The following is a 20,454-nucleotide window of genomic DNA, read 5'->3' on the forward strand; positions in this document are numbered from 1 at the left end:
GACTTTAAATGATGCCCTGCAAAATACAGTTTTTTATAAGTGCAGCGGTATTTTTAGAATCAGATTTGGCTAGTATGTTATTTCGGTGTTTTTTTACCGTTAAAGGGCTAATGAAGAGTTTTTTTCCGATTTCAGTATTGTTTAGACCTACTCCCAGTAATTTGATAATATCAATTTCTCTTTTAGAAAATTGTTTGTTTTCTTTGTCAGTCTCATCCAGGCTTAAGTTCATAAAAGAAGGCTCGCCGTTTAAACCTATTAGAGATATTTTATAGGTATTATGATTACTAAGATGGTCAATTCGTGTATGTATGTTTAATGATTTTCCATATCCGCCGTTATCATCCATCGTTAGCATTAAAGCCTGATGGTTGAACAAGGCATATTCTCCGTTTTTTAATTTCGCTCTGTGGCAGTAACTTATTTTATAAGTCAGTAATTTTTCACGCCCGACATTTTCATAGAAAAATTTAGTCAAAAAATCTTCCGCTTTAATCACAAATTCAACATCTTCAGGATGAATAGCACCCAGCACATCATTGAAAGTGATGGTTTCAGGGGCAAATCCGTGTATTTCGTATATAGAAGGGCTGATATGCGAGAGAGACATGTCAAAAAAATCAATGATATAGAAAGAAAAAGGTCCCGTGCTGATAATGGAATTGGTAAGATCATCAAAAGAGATCTGTGCTTTGGTTTTACTGGCTGTACGGTTGGTTAACCACACATCATGGAGTCCTTGGATTTGGGATAGCATACAATTAAATTTTGTCAAACAATTGTTGAAGTAAATTAACATAAAAAAATGCTGAAATCATACTTTAACTGTTATGTTTTAATTATTATAAATGAACTTAACAATTTTATTGATTATATTTTAAAAGTTTATATTTACCTAAATTGACATGAAGAAATAACTGGGAAATACGATGAGACCTAAAGTGTCTCGATGTTTAATGCTGCTTAAGAGGAGAGGTTTGTTTGATATTTAAGAGGAGTTTTTCTTTTTTAAGATTGTTAATTATCAATTGGGACTGTGAACGATAGATGGTTTCGAGAGTGATAAATAAAAATACACCTTTAGGAGTATTTTTAAATTTATCTCATAGCCTTATTTTTGAAAAATAAAATTATGAAAGAAACACCTCCAATTATTTGCTATTAATTACAAAACCGATGAATAATGAGTGTTTCTGTTCTAAACTGCCCGGAAAAAAATCTAAACTATCTTTGTCCACATATAAAATGTGGTGTTATATTTTTGATAATCAGTAAGCATATCAAATCAAAGATTACGGAATAAAATACTATCTAATCGAGCAGAAGGAAAAAAAACGGATGGGAACGATGTTTTTTATAGATTATAAATGATTATATTTTTTATGAATTTCTAAGAATAAAATATGAGAAAACTATTTACAATTTGCTTTTTATTGATAATAAATACTGCGATGCAAGGACAAAACATTCTGCAATATTCAGTTGAAGGACTTATAGGTTTTAAAGATAAATCCGGAAAAATCCTTACACCGGCAAAATATGAGATTGTCAACATAATAAATGATCAGTATTATAGAGTTGAGTCTAATAAAAAGCAAGGCGTAGTGGATCAGCAGGGAAAAGAAATTATTAAATTAAAATACGATTATATAGGTTATTATAATGAAAACCTGTTTAATGCCATTTTAGATGAAAAGGGAGTGTATTTGGATAATACAGGAAGAGAGGTTCTTACCAACGTATACTATTTTCCTCAGATTTTTTCGGAGGGAGTTGCTTCGGTTTTGACAAGCGATTCTAAATATGGTCTTATTGATAAGGCAGGAAAAGAACTCATAGCTCCTAAATACGATTACATTCGACCATGTTCTCAAGGTGTTCTTTTTGTTAAAGAAAAAGAAGGTGAGAAATGGGCATTTATAAAAAAAGATGGAACACCAATAACTCCTTTTGTATATACTCATGATTCTTCAAGTTTCTCAGATGGTTTTGCTGTAGTGGCAGCCGATGGAAAATTTGGCTATATAGACTTATCAGGAAAGGTAGTTCTTCCGCTTGTTTATGAATGGGCCATGTCATTTTATAAAGGAGTGGCAATTGTTAAAAAAGACAGTAAAATTTTACTAATAGATAAAACGGGTAAAGCAATAAAAGAATTAAAATATGATGGTACTTTTCGATGGGGCAAAGAAGAAGTCTTAAACGTTAAATTAGATAAAAAAGTAGGACGTATAGATATTGCAACCGGAAAAGAAATAATACCACCCATTTATGAGTCTATGGGTATCTTTGAGAGAGATTTTACATCATGGGTTACGTTAAACAATAAGTGGGGAATAATAGATAAGGCAGGTAAAATCGTGCTACCTGTTGAATACGATAATAAGAAGACTGTTTATGGGGCTTCAGAAGGTATTTATCAACTTAAAAAGGAAAATAAATATGGTTTGCTTAATACTACAGCTAAACTTTCAACAGAAATAAGATACGATTCTATTGCGTCTTTTCGTGAAGGCTTTGCTTTGGTTAAGATTGGTAATCACTTCGGATTTATTGATCAGTTAGGGCAAGAGTTAACTCCGGTAAATTTGAGATTCGCCAGAGATTTTTCAGAAGGTCTGGCAGTGATTTATAAGGAAAGTCAATGGCACTTAATGAATAAAAAAGCGGAAACCCTGGCTTTAATTTATAATGATAAATACAATTACAGAGATGTAACGAGTTTTGATGAAGGATTGGCAGTAGTAACTTTTGAAGGAAAACAGGGCTGTATTAACAAAAATGGAAATCTTGTAATTCCTTTAATATATGAAGGTATTTCAGTGGTTCAAAATGGACATAGGGGTTTTTCAATAAATAAAAAATGGGGAATTTTAGATAATTCAGGAAACATAATTATTCCAATAAAATATGATAGCCTTCAGACTTATCGACAAGGCAATGTTTTGGCTATACTGGATGGGAAAGAATACTATTTTGATAAAAATGGCAAAGAAATAGAAAAGCCCAGTGTAATCAAATAATGATATTTTTCAGAAAAATGCTGCAGTTCTTTCACAGAATTTGAAATAGTGATTTTAGCGAAGTAAAAAGCCGCCTCAATTGAGACGGCTTATAAAAATATGTTTTAGTAATATCTGAATCAGATTAAAACTTCAGTTTCGTGATATACAAGACCTTCATAACATGCATTATAGATGTTTTTTAAATCTTCTAAAGAAGGAACTCTTGGATTAAAACCCGTACAAGGATCAATTAATGCATTGCCGGCAATATAATCAAGGTTTTTGTCCCAGTCCTCTTTAGAAATTCCAAATTCTTTGATAGAAGATATATTATTCACCTTTTTTCTTAATTGCTCTACAGCCTGTGCTAAATCTTCTGCAGTTTCTCCTCCAATTAATTTTGCTAATGCAGGATATTTACCAGTTGCCGAAGCATTATAACGAATAACATTTGGTAAGAATATAGCATTAGAACATCCGTGAGGAATACCATACAAAGCCCCTACCTGATGTGAAAGCGAGTGAACAATTCCAAGCCATGCATTGTTAAAAGCAAGTCCTCCCATAAAAGAAGCATCATGCATATTCTGGCGTGCCGTAATGTTTGAAGGATTTTGTACTGCTTCTTCAAGATTGTCAAAAACAATTTCTAATCCACCTTTAGCCAATACATCAGCAAAATTATCATCAATGTTAGAAACATATGCCTCAACGCAGTGTGTTAATGCGTCAAGTCCAGTATTTGAAGTTACATGAGCAGGCATCGATGCACAGATTTCACCATCAACAATAGCAATATCCGGTGTTAATTCGTATGATACAATTGGATATTTTACTCCTTTTTCGCGATCTGTAATTACTGCTAAACCTGTAGTTTCTGTTCCTGTTCCGCTGGTAGATGGAATAGCTATAAATTTAGCTTTATTTCTAAGAGTCGGTACACTGAAAGGTTTAATTAGAGTATCAAATTCAATTTCCGGATGTTCGTAGAAAATCCACATCGTTTTAGCTGCATCAATTGCTGAACAGCCTCCTAAACCTACAATCCAGTCAGGCTGAAATTCACGCATTGCTTCTGCACCTTTAAAACATGTTGCAGATGAAGGATCTTCTTCCACACCGTCAAAAAGAACAGTTTCTATACCTGCATCATTTAAAAATGAAATGGCTTTATCAAGCGTGCCGCTTTTTTTCATGGAACTTCCTCCCGTTACGACAAAAGCTTTTGTGCCTTTTATATTCTTTAACTCTTCAAGGCTTCCCGGACCATGGAAAACCTCTGCTGCAACAAATAATTTGCTCATCTTTATTAGTATTAATTATTGTGGCAAATGTAGATGAACGCAAAGGGCAGGATGTTATAAATACAATACTACGCGTTATAAATTTGCGCAAGTTCGTTTTGGAGTTCAGTTGGTGTTTCTTTTAGTTTTGACTTCACAAATTTGTTAAGAGCGGAGGGAGAACTAAATCCGAGATCAAATGCAATTTCTTTGTGAGAGAGATCAGAAAATAATAGTTGTCGTTTTATTTCAGTAAGTATTCGATTATGAATTGCATTGATTGCCGTTTCACCACAATGTTTTTTTGTTATTTCATTGAGCTTTTTGCTGGTAATATTCAGGCTTTCGGCATAATATTGAACTGTGCGTTGTTTCTTAAACTGTTCATTAAGCATTTTTTTGAAATCAATATAGAGAAGCTGATTTGTTTTCTGATGGAGAACAGGATGCTGGCCATGAATAGATTCTATAAGTCCAAGAAGAAATATTTTAATGTAAAAACGCGCCTGTTCCTTTTTTATCAAGCTGGGATTTTGATATGTAGTCTCAATATTCCTGATGACAGGAATTATTTTTTCAAATTCTTTAGCCGGCAGGGCAGTACAATTCAGATTAACTGAAAGATTAACATTGTAAGCACTTAATTCATTTTTTAATATATCGGAACAAAATAAGACTTCTTCAAATAAAATAATACGACCCTTTAAATCTTCACTTAGATTGGATACAAAGTGAATCTGTTCCGGAAAAATAATGGAAATTTTTCCAGGTTTTAGAAAGTGTATTTTTTCTTCAATTTGTAAATCAAGTTTTCCGTTTTCGATAATAATAATACAAAAATGATCTTTTTTATGAGGCTGAATATAACTTTCCAGATGTTTCATATCTAAATCAAAAACACGGAAAGATAAATTTTTGTCTTCCGCTTTCTGAATGTTTTTCTTGATTTCAATTCTTTTTAATTTCATCTGATTGCTTTTGGCTTGGGATAAGAATAAATTATTTAAGTTCATTTTAGGCTTAAATAAACCTGTTTAATTTTAATAGTGGAGAGAAAGCAAATTTATCAAAAAATCAAAAGTGCATAAGGAGGACCAGATATTAATTTTAGGCTGCCGTAAAAGAGCTTATTTAGACAAATGTAGCGGAATATCCCGTCAATTAGTAGGAAAGATATATGAGAATCGGTGAATCAATAATCTTCTTACATGGAGTAGATCTGAAGCGAGAAATTATATTAAATAAGTAAAATGTTAAACAATGAGCTTACAAAAATGCATTTTACCAGCCTCCTTGTAAGCCTTCTTTTAGAGCATTGTTGTATTTTTCCAGATCAAAACTATACAAATCGGGTGCTTTGTGCGCACCGCCTTTACGAGATTCGTCCAGTTTTGTCAAAATATCATAACGCAGAATTTTTCTGTAAAAATTACCACGATTCAGTTTTTTACCTAAAATACCTTCATATAATTTCTGCAATTCCGGCATCGTAAATTTCTCGGGAAGCAGATTGTATCCAATTGGATGATTATTTAATTGTTCACGAAGTGTAGTTAACGCTTTGTCATAAATACTTCTGTGATCCATCATAAACTCGGGAAGATTGTCTATTTGATGCCATTCAACAGCGCTGGAAAATTCATCAATAACCAAATTTACCTGTGAATATTCAGCCAAAGCATAATATCCTATCGATATAAAACGCTGTTTGTACCAAATATCATCACCATAGTCAGCAAAAGCATCTTCAGAACGATTTCGGTCTCCAAAAGTGTGAAACTGATGCAGATAGATATTTTCAGTTCCAGTCCTGTCTTTTAAGATCCGAACCGCAGCTTCGTCTACATTTTCTGTTTTTTTTACATAGCCGCCAGGCAGTCCCCAGGATTCCATGTCTTTCATTTTTAGAAGTAAAACATGAAGCGAATTTTGATGAAAACTAAAGATAACACTATCAATAGAAAGTGTTGGAATATATTTTTCCCAAGCCTCTTTAGACTCGATTTCGAGAAACTTTTTGAAATCCATGACGGTATAATTAGCTTCAAATTTAAACTTTTTAATCTGTACAAGTCAAATTACTTCAATTTTTTCTGACATAATTAAGAGCATCACAAAAAAAATATAAAAGGTGATATTTTATTTTTAATGGAGTTCATTCAAATTGAGAAATCAATTATTTAAAGCTTGTTTTTTTCAATAATTTCAAGACTTTACGCAAACGAGGTAGTTTATTTTAAGTGTTATTTTAACAATTCAGCGACATCTTCTTAATTGTTGTTTTTATGGAATTTATAGCTGGGTTTTAATGCGATATTAAAAATTATAACATCAATTATTTGTTGATATGAAAAATACTTTTTAATATTGCTTCATTATGAAGCAATGAAAATTTCATAACAAAAAACCTAACTTAAACTACTCATGAAAAAATTAATTATTGCCACAATTTGTTTGGCTTTTTATCCTGTTTCCGAAGCTTTTTCGCAAGAAGATAAAAAACAACAAGCCACAGATTCAATTAAAAAAACTACCAAAATTGTAGAATCAGATACCAAAGAAGAAAAAAATAGAAATGTTATGCTTAATGCGGCCAACAATACAGGACCGCGTGATGTAAATATTGGTTTACCGTCTACTGTAGGCGGAATTACTATTCAGGAAAATGATCTGCCGGTGGTATATTATTTCTGGCCTGAATTGCCAAACCGTACCTGGAGACAAAGTACAAGCTTAGGCCGTACTGGTTTATTAAAAATTGGAGAAGCAGCCATTACAACCGGAGATTTAGGTTTTGCCGTTAATTCTTATACCAAATTAGGGACAGATAAACTGGAAGTCGTGGGGAATTTTTCAGGTTCCAGTTTCGGATGGATGAAAGGCGACCTAAATGTTTCTGGGCCATTAGCAAAAGGCTGGTCGTATACAATGGGCGCTTATGCCAATTTTGATCCAAACTCTTTCGATTTAAAATTTGCCAAATATTCAGATCGTACACAAATTTACAGAGCAGGTTTAACCAAGAAATTCAATAACGGAAAAGGACAAATCAGCTTTTTGTATAAATATGCCAATTCAGCTTCGTTAACAAATTATGCTGTTTTTAGATACAAAGAAGGTGGAAAAGTCGAAGAATACAACGACTTTAGAATTGGACGTGATTCGTATATCGTGAATGACGGAATTATGAAGTTTAAAGACATCATGACGGGTGAAACGAAATTTGCTGATATGGGCGGAAGCGATGCTGCATCAACTTCTCACACTTTTGATATCTTAGGAAATTATGATTTGGCAAACAACTGGAAATTTAATTTCTCAACTCGTTTTCGTTATGCAGAAGCTTCACAGTTAATTGCTATTCCGCTTGGAATTTTTCAGGCGAGTGCGGCTGATAATTTCACATACAAATCAACCGGAAATGCTTACGTTGGAAATGTAAACTCAATGTTGGGTTTATACACAGACGGAACACCAACAAAAACAGCTTTATCGAGATTTGAAATCACTAAAAATGTTGAAAAACACCAATGGAGATTTGGTTTGATGGAGTACTATTATCAGGTAGACGATTTTACTTCTAGCAGATCTTTCTTTAACCAAACGGTAAGCGCAAACCCTGATAAATTGGTTCGTAACACACCGGGAGGAACTTCAAACACAGATGCTGACGGATTTTACAATTACAATGTCGGCGGTGAATATCACAATGGTTTCGAAAACAAATTATCGGGATATTTCTCTGATAACTGGACCATTAACGATCGTCTAAGCGTAGCTTACGGAGTAAATTTAAGATACCACAAATTAAAAGGAGATTATTACTTAACCCCAAGAACGCCGGATTTAGTATTCAATCCAAGCCAGAAAACCTATTTTGATAACAACTGGTTTCATTTAGGAGGTTCTATTAATGCGGTTTATAAAGTAACCAAAAGAGCCGGAGTTCTTGCCGACTTTACCTACACCGAAAAAAACGGACAGCTAGAAAGTTATTCCGGAGCGGTAGCGCCTAATAATGCGAAATCAAAAAGTCCATTGGCTGCTTTCGGATTGTATTTCAATCATGATAAATTCAGTATCGTTTCTCAGGCAACTTATTTAACCAGAAATAATTATTTGGCAAGATTAAATTTAGTGAATCCGGCAGATGCCACTCAGTCAGAAGTAGCAACGGTTTTCTATGATATCCAGACTTTAGGATGGACAACAGATATTGTGGCAACTCCATTCAAAGGATTTAATCTGCATTATTTAATTACGTTCCAGGATCCGGTTTACAAAAATTATGACTTCTCTGCTTTTGGAAATAATTATTCGTATAACGACAAAAACGTATTGGAAATTTCTAAAGTCTTAATGGAAATAGATCCAAGTTATACGTACAAAGATTTCAAATTCTGGGCAAGTTTCAGATACTTCAGCAAGCAGTATGCAAATCAGACTAACGCCTTATACTTTGCGCCAAGATGGGAAACTTTTGGAGGTGTAAATTACAAAATCAATAACCATTTTGATATTGGTTTGACTGCGGTAAACTTCTTAAACCAGACAGGAGCAAAAGGAACCATCAACGGAGCTGAGTTAATTACAGATGCTTCAGGTTATTATGATCAGCTTTTGGTTGGATCTTACATTCGTCCCTTCACTTTAGAAGCTTCACTTAATTTCAGATTCTAAATTTTATTTCGCATGAAAAAAATAATTATAACTGCTGGTTTCGCTTTTTTTCTAAGCGTTACTATGCAGGCACAACAGGGAAATTTTACGATTGTAAAAAATAATAAAGGTGCAGATTTGGGATATTCTCCCGAATCTGGCATCAAAATTCTAACTGTCAACGGAAAGAAATTTAAAGATTTAAATAAAAACGGAAAGCTGGATAAATACGAAGACTGGCGCCTTTCGGCAGATGAACGCGCTAAAGATTTAGCTTCCAAAATGTCTGTTGAACAAATTGCAGGCTTGATGCTTTACAGCCGTCATCAGGCTTTACCGGCTGGGGTTTCTGGTTATAATGCAGGAACTTACAACGGAAAAGTTTTTCCCGAAAGCAATGCCAAAGCTTCTGATTTGACAGATCAGCAGAAAGCCTTTTTAAAAGAAGATAATCTTCGTCATGTTTTAATTACAAGCGTTCAGACTCCAGAAACAGCTGCTGCATGGAATAACAATATGCAGGCTTTTGTGGAAGGAATTGGTTTGGGAATTCCAAGTAATACCAGTACAGATCCGCGCCATACAGCAAATGTAACTTCTGAGTTTAATGCCGGAGCAGGAGGAACCATCTCCATGTGGCCTGACGGATTAGGCATGGCTTCGACTTTTGATCCGAAAATTGTAGAACAGTTTGGACAGATTGCGGCTAAAGAATATCGTGCATTAGGAATTGCAACAGCACTTTCGCCACAGATAGATTTAGGTTCTGAGCCAAGATGGTACAGAATTTCAATGACTTTTGGCGAAAGCCCGGCTCTAACAAGAGATATGGGAAGAGCGTATATAGACGGTTTTCAGACTTCTTACGGTAAAGACGAAATCAAAGACGGTTGGGGTTACAAAAGTGTAAATGCCATGGTAAAACACTGGCCAAGCGGTGGTGCGGAAGAAGGCGGACGTGACGGACACTGGGCGTACGGAAAATTCGCAGTTTATCCGGGAAATAATTTGCAGCAGCATATTGATCCGTTTATTAATGGAGCTTTTAAACTGAAAGGAAAAACAAGCAAAGCTTCGGCAGTGATGCCTTATTATACCATCACTTTTGATCAGGATAAAAAATACAACGAAAACGTAGCCAATGGTTACAGCAAATACATTATTACCGATTTACTGCGAGATAAATATGGTTACGACGGCGTAGTCTGCACCGACTGGTTAGTAACAGGTGACGAAGGAAAAACACCGAATCTGTTTGCAGGAAAACCTTGGGGAGTGGAGAATCTTTCCATTAATGACAGACATTACAAAGCGATTATTGCAGGAGTAGATCAGTTTGGAGGGAATAATGATAAAATGCCAGTTTTAGCAGCTTATGAAATGGGCGTTAAAGAATTTGGAGAATCTTTTATGAGAGCCCGTTTTGAAAGATCGGCTGTTCGATTATTAAAGAATATTTTCAGAGTGGGGCTTTTTGAAAATCCCTATTTGAATGTAGAAGAAACGAAAGCAGTTGTGGGAAATCCTGAATTTATGAAAGCAGGATATGAAGCACAATTGAAGTCGGTTGTTTTATTGAAAAACAAAGCAGCGGTTCTGCCTGTAAAAGAAAAGAAAACGGTTTTTATTCCGAAGATTTATACGGCTTCAACCAAAGATTGGTGGGGCGTTGCGAGTCAACCAAAACTAGAATATCCTGTAAATCTGGAATTGGTTAAGAAATATTACAATGTTACCGAAGATCCTTCAAAAGCCGATTTTGCCATTGTTTTTGTAACGAGTCCGCTGAGTTTAGAAGGCGGTTATGATTTGAAAGACAGACAAAACGGAAGCAATGGTTATGTACCGATTTCTCTTCAATATGGAACTTATACCGCAACCGAAGCCAGAGCTAAAAGTATCGCGGCTGGAGATCAGGTTATCGATCCAACGATTAAAGACAGAACCTATAAAAACAAAACCGTTACCGCTGCCAATACTATGGATTTGAGAACGATTCTCGATACCAAAGATATGATGAACGGAAAGCCGGTAATTGTTTCGGTTACCGCTTCAAAACCTATGATTTTTAATGAATTCGAAAAACAGGTTGACGGAATTGTATTGAATTTTGGAGTTTCTTCTCAGGCTGTTTTAGATATTATTTCTGGAAAAACAGAACCTTCAGGATTGCTTCCAGTGCAAATGCCAGCGAATATGGAAACGGTTGAAAAACAATTTGAAGATGTTCCTTATGATATGATTCCACACAAAGACTCTGAAGGGAATGTTTATGATTTCGCTTACGGATTGAACTGGAAAGGAGTTATTAAAGATGCTCGTACTGAGACTTACAAGAAGCAGTAAGTTTTTAATGCCACGAAGGCGCTAAGACGAAAAGTTTTTTACACAATCTTGGCATCCTGAGGAACGAAGGATCACACTCGTAAATCGACAAAGATTGGCGATTATGCATATGGAATTTCTAGTGTGATCCTTCGTTCCTCAAGATGACAAAAAATACGGATTACAAAAAATACTAAAACCACAAGTAATATGAAAATTAAATATCTAATACTATTTGCTTTCAGTCTGCTTTTAAGTAACCTCTCAATTGCACAATCCACATCAAAAAAATCATTTTCGAAAGATTTAGTGGTGCCGAGAATGCGTGTGATAGTTGACAACGATTTTAGCGGTGATCCGGATGGATTGTTTCAATTGGTACATCAGATTTTATCGCCTTCGGCAGAAATCCGAGGGATAATAGGATCACATTTAAAACCGGGAGATGGTTTTGATTCTTCTTCAGAAACAGCAACAAATGCAGTGAAAAAAGTAAAAGAACTTTTGGAAGTCATGAAACTTCAAAATTCTTTTCCGGTTTATGAAGGTTCTAATTTACAATTGAAAGATGTTAAAACACCCAATATTTCAGAAGGAGCAAAGGCGATTGTAAAAGAAGCGATGCGAGATGATGTGAAAACACCTCTTTATCTAGTTTGCGGAGCGGGTTTAACAGAAATTGCAAGTGCTTATTTAATGGAGCCAAAAATTGCAGATCGTCTGACTTTAGTTTGGATTGGCGGCCCTGAATATATTGATTTGGCAACACCGCCACCAGGATATACTTCGCTAGAATACAATTTAGGAATTGACATTACTGCGGGACAAGTAGTTTTTAATGATTCAAAAATTCCTATCTGGCAAATCCCAAGAAATGCCTATCGTCAGACTTTATTGTCTTATTCTGAATTGCTGTTAAAAGTAAAACCGCAGGGAAAAACAGGAGAATATCTTTCTGAACAAATAGAAAGCCTGATGAAAAGAGTTCAGCAATTCAACCTTCATATTGGCGAAACCTATATTATGGGAGATAGTCCGTTGGTTTTGCTTACAGCGCTGCAATCTTCTTTTGAAGCAGATCCGAGTTCAAGTTCTTATGTCTTGAAGCCATCACCTTTAATCAATGCACAGGGACTTTATGAAACCAATCATAACGGAAGAAATATTCGGGTTTATACTCAATTGGATACTCGTTTAATGTTTGAAGATTTCTTTGCCAAACTGCAATTGTTTAAAACAACTAAATAACAATCAGACTATGAAAATTATATGCACATTTTTAGCAACAGGATTTCTGTTGTTAGGAACTTCGGTTCAGGCGCAGGAAACCATAAAACTATATCAGGGAAAAGCACCGGGATCTGAAAACTGGACACAAAAAGAAGCTGAGATGTATTCGGATTTATTTAAAACTGAAGTGGTGTACAATGTAACCGATCCGACTTTAATTGTTTATCAGGTTCCAAAAGGAGTAAAAAATACTGGAACTGCTATTGTAATTGCGCCGGGTGGCGGTTTTCAGAGTTTGTCCATCAATAGAGAAGGAAAAGAATTGGCCGAAATTTTAAGTAAAAAAGGAGTTACCGCTTTTGTTTTAAAATACCGTCTGAACAAAACCGAAACCAATGATCCTGCAAGAGAAATGATGGACAAGTTGAAAGACAGAGTGGCTTTTGAGAAAAACTCTCTGGCAACAATTCAGCTGGCAGCACAAGACGGAAAAAATGCTTTGAATTATGTTCGGGCAAATGCTTCAAAATATGGAATCGATAGTAAAAAAGTCGGCATAATTGGGTTTTCTGCAGGAAGTACTGTAGCAATGGAAACCGTTTTAGACAATAAACCAGAACAGCTTCCTGACTTTGTAGCGAATATTTACGGTGGCCCAAGACCAGAACTTTTAAGTGTTCCTGCACCCGATAAAAAGATTCCAATGTTTGTTTGTGCAGCAAGTGACGATCAGTTGAAATTGGCTCCAAGAAGCATTCAAATGTATAACAAATGGCTGGATGCCGGACAGACAGTTGAATTGCACATGTACTCAAAAGGCGGACACGGTTTTGGAACCGGAAAACAAAATTTACCAGTGGATTCCTGGGAAACCCGTTTTGAAGAATGGCTTTCGCTGGAAGGATTTTTAGCTAAATAAGGACTTAATAAAACTATATATTATGAAACATACAATTATAAAAACAGCCAGAGTAACGCTTTTGACAGCGTTGGTGCTTTCTAATTTATCATGGAACACCATTCCAAATGATGAAACGAATCCGCCTCTTGTGACCATTAAAGGATTTACGTTTGCTGATTTCAACAGAAATGGAAAACTAGATACATGGGAAGATACACGTCTTTCTGTTAATCAGAGAATTGATGCGATCATCAAGGAAATGACCAATGCAGAAAAAGTTGAATTACTAATCGGAACCGGAATGCCTGGAATCGAAGTCTTAACAGGCCCAGTAGGCGATTCAAAACAGGGATTGGTTCCTGGTGCAGCAGGGGGAACTGCAGCCTTTGAACGATTCGGTATTCCTGCAACGGTTGTAGCCGATGGGCCAGCAGGTTTAAGAATTGCGCCAACCAGAGAAAATGATTCGAAAACGTATTATGCAACGGCATTTCCGGTTGGAACAGCTTTAGCTTCGACCTGGAATAAAACGCTTTTGGAAGAAGTGGGTAAAGCAATGGGGAATGAAGTAAAAGAATATGGAGTTGATGTTTTATTGGCACCGGCTTTAAACATTCACAGAAATCCATTGAACGGAAGAAACTTCGAATATTATTCTGAAGATCCCTTAATTTCAGGTAAAACAGCGGCAGCAATTGTAAACGGAATTCAGTCACAAGGCGTTGGAACTTCGATTAAACACTTCGCCGTAAATAATGAAGAAAGTAACCGATTGACAATCAATGCACACGTTTCAGAAAGAGCGATTAGAGAAATCTATTTAAAAGGTTTTGAAATCACAGTTAAAGAATCAGATCCGTGGACAGTGATGTCTTCTTACAATAAATTAAACGGAATTTATACTTCGGCAAATAAAGATTTGTTGACAGAAGTTTTAAGAAACGAATGGGGGTACAAAGGAATTGTAATGACGGATTGGTTTGGTGGTTTCCCAGGATTTGAATCGATTCAAAAAGGTTCTAATTCTGATGTTGTGCAGCAAATGATTGCCGGAAACGACTTGTTGATGCCGGGAATTCCAGTTCAGAAAAAAGCTTTATTGGAAGCTTTAAATTCAGGTAAATTATCTCAGGAAGTAGCCAATACCAATGCGAAAAGAATTTTAGAATATATTTTCCGCACGCCGACTTTTGCTAAATACAAATACAGCGATAAACCAAACTTGACAAAAAATGCTGAAGTAACCAGAAACGCCGCTGCGGAAGGAATGGTGTTGCTTAAAAATGAAAAAAATGCATTGCCATTTGCCGATAAGGAAAAAGAGGTTTCATTGTTCGGAGTGACTTCTTACGCCTGGATTACAGGCGGAACAGGAAGCGGAAGTGTAAACAACAAACACACGGTTTCTCTTTTAGAAGGTTTAACGGCTGCAGGTTATAAATTAGACAAAGAATTAGTTGATTTGTATCAGCCACACGCAGAAAAAGAAGTAGCAGTTGAAAAAGAAAACAGAAAAGCAAGAGGAATTTTAGCTTTGCCGGAAAGACTTCCGGAATTAAAAATGGATGATGCTTTTATTGCTAAAAAAGCAGCAAGTTCAGAAATCGCTTTTGTAACACTTGGAAGAAATTCCGGAGAAGGCGGAGATCGAGTGGTAAACAATGATTTCAATATGGCAGACGAAGAAATTCAAATGCTGGATAAAATCTCAAAAGCTTTTCATGCTAAAGGGAAAAAAGTAGTCGTTATTTTAAATATTGGCGGAGTAATCGAAACGGCTTCCTGGAAAGACAAAGTAGATGCGATTTTATTAGCTTGGCAGCCAGGTCAGGAAGGCGGACATTCGGTTGCAGATGTGGTTTCAGGAAAAATCAATCCTTCTGGGAAATTAACGATGACTTTCCCTGTGAAATATTCGGATACTCCTTCAGCGAAAAACTTCCCTGGAATTCCGGCAGATAATCCGCAGGAAGTAACTTATGAAGAGGGGGTTTATGTTGGATACCGTTATTTTAATACTTTCAATATTAAGCCTTCATATGAATTTGGTTTCGGAAAATCCTATACTTCTTTTGAATATACAGATGTGAAATTAAGTTCGTCATCATTCAAAGATAAATTGACTGTTTCTGTTACGGTAAAAAACACAGGAAAATTTTCAGGAAAAGAAGTCGTGCAGGTTTATCTTGCTGCTCCTTCAAAATCTATTGATAAACCGAAAGAAGAATTAAAAGCTTTTGGAAAAACAAAAGAATTAAAAGCAGGCGAAAGCCAGACCTTAACATTGACTTTGTCTCCAAAAGATCTTGCTTCTTTTTTAGAAAATAAAAGTGCCTGGATTGCAGAAGCTGGAGACTATAATGTACTGGTAGGAGCATCTTCTTCAGACATTAAAAAAATAGCAAAATTTTCTGTTGCAAAAGAAATAACAGTTGAGAAAGTGAAGAAATCTTTTGAATTAGATTCAAAGTTTACAGAACTTAAACCTTAATTACAGTTAGTTATTTGTTAGTAAAAAACCATCTCAAAAATTGAGATGGTTTTTTTTGCTGTAAGATTTTGTAATTACATATTTGTTTCATGGTTGATGTATGCTTACTTAAATGAGTCTTAACATTTTTTTAGAATTCAATTGGTTCGTTTCAGTTGCAAATTTGGTTGGTTGAGTAATTCTAAAAAAAAGCTTCTTATTTAATCTTTAATTTTGTCAGCAAAGAATTAACTGTCGGCTTTGTTTAGGGAGAATTAATGTATGAATTACCAGATTTAATTCAAAATAATTTAATTCAGACTTATTATTTAAGCTCAATCAGTGGAAGTCTTATTTTGTATATCGTGAAGAGTAATAGATATTGCAGAATTGTTTTTTTTGACCATTTGCTATTTTTTTTTACTTTACTGATATAGTATAAGATTTTTATTTAATAGAAGATTATTATGCTTTTAAAGGAAATATGCAATGGTTTTAAAAATTACTAAAAAAATAAAAGACGTCGTATTTTTTAGAATTTTACGTGAAGAGTTCCGTTTTAATTCTGTTTTTTTTGCCACCGGATTTGTCTTCAATCTATTATGGTGTGTCTCACTATTTTTTGCAGTACCAAAACTTTATTCAGATGGACTTTTTGCTTTGACTTTACTTGGCAATGGCATAATTGAGATTTTCTTTTCTCTCTCGAACAGAAGAAAATTTGATAGCTGGGGATTATTGTTACAGTCAGGAATATTTTGCGTAACGGCAGGTCTTTCGGTTACTTTTGATGTGATGGAGATTGTAAATATAAAAGAAGTTTTTTTATTATATCTGCTTATAGTAGCACTTTTTAATCTGATTTTAGCAAGTTCATTGAAAGAGTATGGAATGGTAAAGTGGAATAGTTTTAAAGGTTTAAATCTGGTAATAGTACTATTATCTATTTTAGGAATAGTTGCAATAGCCAACGATTTGGACTATATATCTTTTTTTCTTACTATTATCTCGATTTGTTATAATTGTAGCAGAATGACCTTATCACTAAAACTCTCCGAACTTAATACATTTTCCCAGAAAGTAAGTCGTAATACATACAAAAAGATAGATCTAGTAAAAGAAGAATATTTCGAATCTTTAAAGAAAAATTGGGATGCGGATCGAAATATATATCTATAATTCTCAAACCTCAATGATCTGTAAGGATAATTTTGCTCTGAAATTAAGATATGTTTTTATAAAATTTATTCCTCATTTTGCAATACTGCCTGATTTGTAATAATACACATGTGTAATTTCCTTCGGACCGATATCCTAATAAAGTAAAATCATTCCACTTTTAGTGTTATCAATAACTTTCTTGTTATTAATCAAGTTTGAATTAAAAATAATCAAGTCTAAAGAGCATTTTTTTTATTAAAAAAAAGGAGACAGAATAGTTTCTGTCTCCTTTTGTATTGTTTTTTAGAAAAAGCAGTCTTCCTATTTGCCGCTTGAAGCAGTTATATTTCCTAATTGAAGTCTATAGTCCGGTCTTCTTGCGTTATATACATCAACAAAAGTTTCTTTATTATCAGTATGCGAATAAACATTAGAGAAGATACTGTTTCCGTACCAGTTTTCTAAATCGGCATTATCTGTTTTGTTTTCTGTAAAGATGTTGCCACTACATTGATTAAAAAACATTTCTTCAAATTTAATTTTCTTTAGATTTTCTGAATTTATTTCAGTTTTGCTGTCCAGTACTACCGCAGGATTAAAACCTGAAACTACACTTCTTTTTAGTTCTAATGATGCATTTTCTGCAACATAAACAGCTTCTTTAACTAAACCTTTCTGAATATCTGCTTTAATATTTTCACTGTCATTTAGCATTGTAATATTTGAAGCAGAAACAAAAGTAGATTTTTTGGTAAAGTCAGTTTCATTTTTCTTTTCATATGCCTTTACTTCAAGGCATCTTGAACCATCTTTATTGCTTGATAAGTAAGATGATCTCACAGCTAAAGAATTATACAGACGGCACTGAATACCCTGGGTAAATTTAAAATCATCATTAATAGATTTATATGAAACTAATTGAGCAGCATTCACATCCCCGCCATAGAAGGCAAATGAGTCACCACCTGAATAACTCACCATGATGTTTTCCAGTATGGTTTTGTTTCCGGCTCCGGCAACGGTTAATCCGTTAAAACTATCTGCTCCTTTTACTTTTTTACCCGCAAATTCAATTCGGACATATTTTAAAACTCCCGAGTTTCCTGATGTATTGTTACCTCCATATACAGTAAGTGAAGGATCAAGATCCATATTGTAAGAGCCCACGCTTCCAAATTTATTTATTGGAGCATCACCAAGAATGACCAAACCTCCCCAGTCGCCCGCTTTTTTCATACTTTGATTAGAGGTAAAGATTATAGGATCAGTTACTTGTCCTTCTGCCATAATCTGAGCTCCCTTTGTAATGACTAACGTTCCTTTTGTTTCTGTATCTCCAATTATTACGGTACCAGGCTCAATAGTCAGTACGGCATTATTGGTTACATAAACATTCCCCTGAAGTTTGTATACATTTCTTTTCAGCAGTTTTGTGTTTTCTGTAATATTTCCGGCTAAAATTTGATTGGCCTCTTTTGAATCTGTTTTATGAGGTTTGAATTCGGTCCAGTTGTCCAGCCAGTTATTGTATCCGATGATTCCTTTTTCCTGTTGTGCATTTACGCCGGCAGCTGTCAGCAATACACAAATTAATAGAGTAATTTTTTTCATAGTCGTGGGGCTATTTAGATATTATACATTTTTAGACACCTGTAAAGTGAAGCGTTATTCAAAACAGCTGTTTTTTGATCTTCATAAACTGGTCTGGTGGTTGAAAATAAAAACAGAATCAGTTTTGTTAAAAAGTGTCATTTACAAAAATAGATAAATTTGTTAGAGTTTTCAGGTGTTTTACTAAGGTTTAACATTTGTTGAAGGTAAATTAATATTGTAAATTATTTAGGAGGTGATAATTTAAAGGTATATGCTAATCTGTTTTTAGTATGTGATGGATGTTTTGTTTTTTTTTGCTCCGTAATCACTGGTTGATTGATTTAGTTAACCTCGCTATTCTTTCTAAGTTTACAATCACATTTGAGTTCATGTGTCTGGAAAATTGTGGGTTAGTGGATTTTTTTCACCACTAAAAAAAAACATGTTTATCTCATTTTATTGTTAATATATAGATTTATTGGGATCGTATTATATCAATGAATCATGATGGGAGGTATAAGGATGGAGTAATTTATGATGTATCAACTGAAGATCAAAATGATGCCTTTTTTAGCGAAAGACAACTTATTTTTTTAGATAACGGGACACTTATATATTGTAGGTATTAACAAGCATGCTATTGCTGCGGATGATTATGTTCGTGGACAAAGCGAAACACTAAAGATAACAAAAGCTACTTCAGATGGTATTCATACAAACGATGGAGTTTATGTTGATGGAGGCAATAATGTTGCTTACGGTACAATAAATGACGCTATTGATTCTAATGGTATATTGACTATCACTGATGGAAAAGTTTTTGCAATAGGAGCAAAAAGTCAGGAAGAAGGTTTTGATTGTGATAATAATACGTTTAAGATTACGGAAGGACTGCTTATAGGTGTGGGAGGAGGTACTATTTAACCAACTGCCAGGGTGTTTACTCAGTCTGTTATTTTGAGTAGTGGAAATTCCGGAATTATATATAGTGTATTGGTTAATGATAACTCAGAGATAATGACATTTAAATCACTGGTAAGTTTTACGACATTATTATTATCTGGAAGCAAATTTAGTTTAGATAAAAATTATAAAATAGTAACAACTTCCAATGTAAATAACGCTTCCGATTTTAATGGATTGTATTTAACGGGAACGTTCAGCAATTTTGTATTATTATCAAGTTTTACATTTACATCAACGATAACAAAAATAGAGAGGCACAGATACTGGAATATAACAAAATTATATATAAGCTTAACAAGCTAGTTTTTGAATCATAGATCAAAAAGAATAATTGTAACATAATTTAAGGGATTAGATTTTTTAAAATTTCTGAGAATTGCTAAGATGTTCTAGTTGTATTTATTAAAATTAATATTTTTAGTAATGTTGTTTTTTTTGATTAAAATCCCTTTTTGAAAGAAAAAACTTTAATTTTATTATTAAATTTTAATTTATAAGTTTTATGTTTTCAGTGTGTTAAGAAAAAATCATCAAAAAGATTGAAAAAAAACAGTAAAAAAGTATTGTAGATGATGAAAAACTACCTACTTTTGCACCCGCTTTGAAACACAAGCGAAGAAAAAAAAGAAATACACGTTCGTAGACATATTGAATTGACAGCCGTCTTGTTTAACAACAAGACAAATAAAATAAGAGTAATAGAATCGAGAGATTCGAAAAGAACCGACTAGATAAGCATCGAATATATAATATTAAAATATACGATGAAGAGTTTGATCCTGGCTCAGGATGAACGCTAGCGGCAGGCTTAACACATGCAAGTCGAGGGGTATGCTTCTTCGGAAGCAGAGACCGGCGCAC

The 20,454-nt window shown here is 34.4% G+C and carries 13 protein-coding genes and 1 rRNA gene; 9 read left to right on the forward strand and 5 right to left on the reverse strand.

Features of this window, described 5'->3' with window-relative positions; genetic code table 11:
* Positions 1 to 4: 4 nt before the first annotated feature.
* Positions 5 to 757, reverse strand: a complete 753-nt coding sequence (locus ACFS3A_RS25430; RefSeq protein ID WP_379828364.1) for a LuxR C-terminal-related transcriptional regulator — start codon at positions 755 to 757, stop codon at positions 5 to 7.
* 646 nt (positions 758 to 1,403) lie between these two features.
* On the opposite strand from ACFS3A_RS25430, the gene ACFS3A_RS25435 reads away from it, so the two are divergent.
* Positions 1,404 to 3,023: a WG repeat-containing protein gene (locus tag ACFS3A_RS25435; protein WP_379828365.1), complete on the forward strand. Its 1,620-nt coding sequence runs from the start codon at positions 1,404 to 1,406 to the stop codon at positions 3,021 to 3,023.
* 119 nt (positions 3,024 to 3,142) lie between these two features.
* On the opposite strand, the gene ACFS3A_RS25440 is transcribed toward ACFS3A_RS25435, so the two are convergent.
* From ACFS3A_RS25440 to ACFS3A_RS25450, 3 genes are all read right to left on the reverse strand, one after another.
* Positions 3,143 to 4,309 (reverse strand): iron-containing alcohol dehydrogenase, encoded by a 1,167-nt coding sequence (locus ACFS3A_RS25440; protein WP_379828366.1) that lies wholly within the window; start codon positions 4,307 to 4,309, stop codon positions 3,143 to 3,145.
* Positions 4,310 to 4,377: 68 nt separating this feature from the next.
* Positions 4,378 to 5,256, reverse strand: coding sequence for an AraC family transcriptional regulator (locus ACFS3A_RS25445; RefSeq protein WP_379828367.1), 879 nt, complete (start codon positions 5,254 to 5,256; stop codon positions 4,378 to 4,380).
* Between the two features lie 313 nt (positions 5,257 to 5,569).
* The gene (locus ACFS3A_RS25450; RefSeq protein WP_379828368.1) at positions 5,570 to 6,316 is read right to left on the reverse strand and encodes an NUDIX hydrolase; all 747 of its coding nucleotides are present in this window, start codon (positions 6,314 to 6,316) and stop codon (positions 5,570 to 5,572) included.
* Between the two features lie 396 nt (positions 6,317 to 6,712).
* On the opposite strand from ACFS3A_RS25450, the gene ACFS3A_RS25455 reads away from it, so the two are divergent.
* The 6 genes from ACFS3A_RS25455 (at position 6,713) to ACFS3A_RS25480 (ending at position 17,052) form a co-directional block, all read left to right on the forward strand.
* Positions 6,713 to 8,968: a TonB-dependent receptor gene (locus ACFS3A_RS25455; protein WP_379828369.1), complete on the forward strand. Its 2,256-nt coding sequence runs from the start codon at positions 6,713 to 6,715 to the stop codon at positions 8,966 to 8,968.
* A 12-nt stretch (positions 8,969 to 8,980) separates the two neighbouring features.
* Positions 8,981 to 11,293: a glycoside hydrolase family 3 protein gene (locus ACFS3A_RS25460; protein ID WP_379828370.1), complete on the forward strand. Its 2,313-nt coding sequence runs from the start codon at positions 8,981 to 8,983 to the stop codon at positions 11,291 to 11,293.
* Positions 11,294 to 11,482: 189 nt separating this feature from the next.
* Positions 11,483 to 12,520 (forward strand): nucleoside hydrolase, encoded by a 1,038-nt coding sequence (locus ACFS3A_RS25465; RefSeq protein WP_379828371.1) that lies wholly within the window; start codon positions 11,483 to 11,485, stop codon positions 12,518 to 12,520.
* Between the two features lie 10 nt (positions 12,521 to 12,530).
* Positions 12,531 to 13,421 (forward strand): alpha/beta hydrolase, encoded by an 891-nt coding sequence (locus ACFS3A_RS25470; RefSeq protein ID WP_379828372.1) that lies wholly within the window; start codon positions 12,531 to 12,533, stop codon positions 13,419 to 13,421.
* Positions 13,422 to 13,443: 22 nt separating this feature from the next.
* Positions 13,444 to 15,894 carry a beta-glucosidase gene (locus ACFS3A_RS25475; protein WP_379828373.1) on the forward strand — a complete coding sequence of 817 codons (2,451 nt, stop codon included), beginning with the start codon at positions 13,444 to 13,446 and terminating at the stop codon, positions 15,892 to 15,894.
* A 468-nt stretch (positions 15,895 to 16,362) separates the two neighbouring features.
* Positions 16,363 to 17,052 carry a hypothetical protein gene (locus ACFS3A_RS25480; RefSeq protein WP_379828374.1) on the forward strand — a complete coding sequence of 230 codons (690 nt, stop codon included), beginning with the start codon at positions 16,363 to 16,365 and terminating at the stop codon, positions 17,050 to 17,052.
* 303 nt (positions 17,053 to 17,355) lie between these two features.
* On the opposite strand, the gene ACFS3A_RS25485 is transcribed toward ACFS3A_RS25480, so the two are convergent.
* Positions 17,356 to 18,645 (reverse strand): hypothetical protein, encoded by a 1,290-nt coding sequence (locus ACFS3A_RS25485; RefSeq protein ID WP_379828375.1) that lies wholly within the window; start codon positions 18,643 to 18,645, stop codon positions 17,356 to 17,358.
* Between the two features lie 579 nt (positions 18,646 to 19,224).
* Between ACFS3A_RS25485 and ACFS3A_RS25490 the strand changes: the two genes are divergently transcribed.
* Together ACFS3A_RS25490 and ACFS3A_RS25495 are read left to right on the forward strand one after the other, a co-directional pair.
* On the forward strand, positions 19,225 to 19,551 hold the full coding sequence (locus ACFS3A_RS25490; RefSeq protein ID WP_379828378.1) for a carbohydrate-binding domain-containing protein: 327 nt from the start codon (positions 19,225 to 19,227) through the stop codon (positions 19,549 to 19,551).
* Between the two features lie 803 nt (positions 19,552 to 20,354).
* Positions 20,355 to 20,454, forward strand: a 16S ribosomal RNA gene (locus tag ACFS3A_RS25495); the annotation flags it as partial.

Origin of the sequence: Flavobacterium notoginsengisoli, from assembly GCF_042686225.1 — a bacterium.
Lineage (GTDB): Bacteria > Bacteroidota > Bacteroidia > Flavobacteriales > Flavobacteriaceae > Flavobacterium > Flavobacterium notoginsengisoli.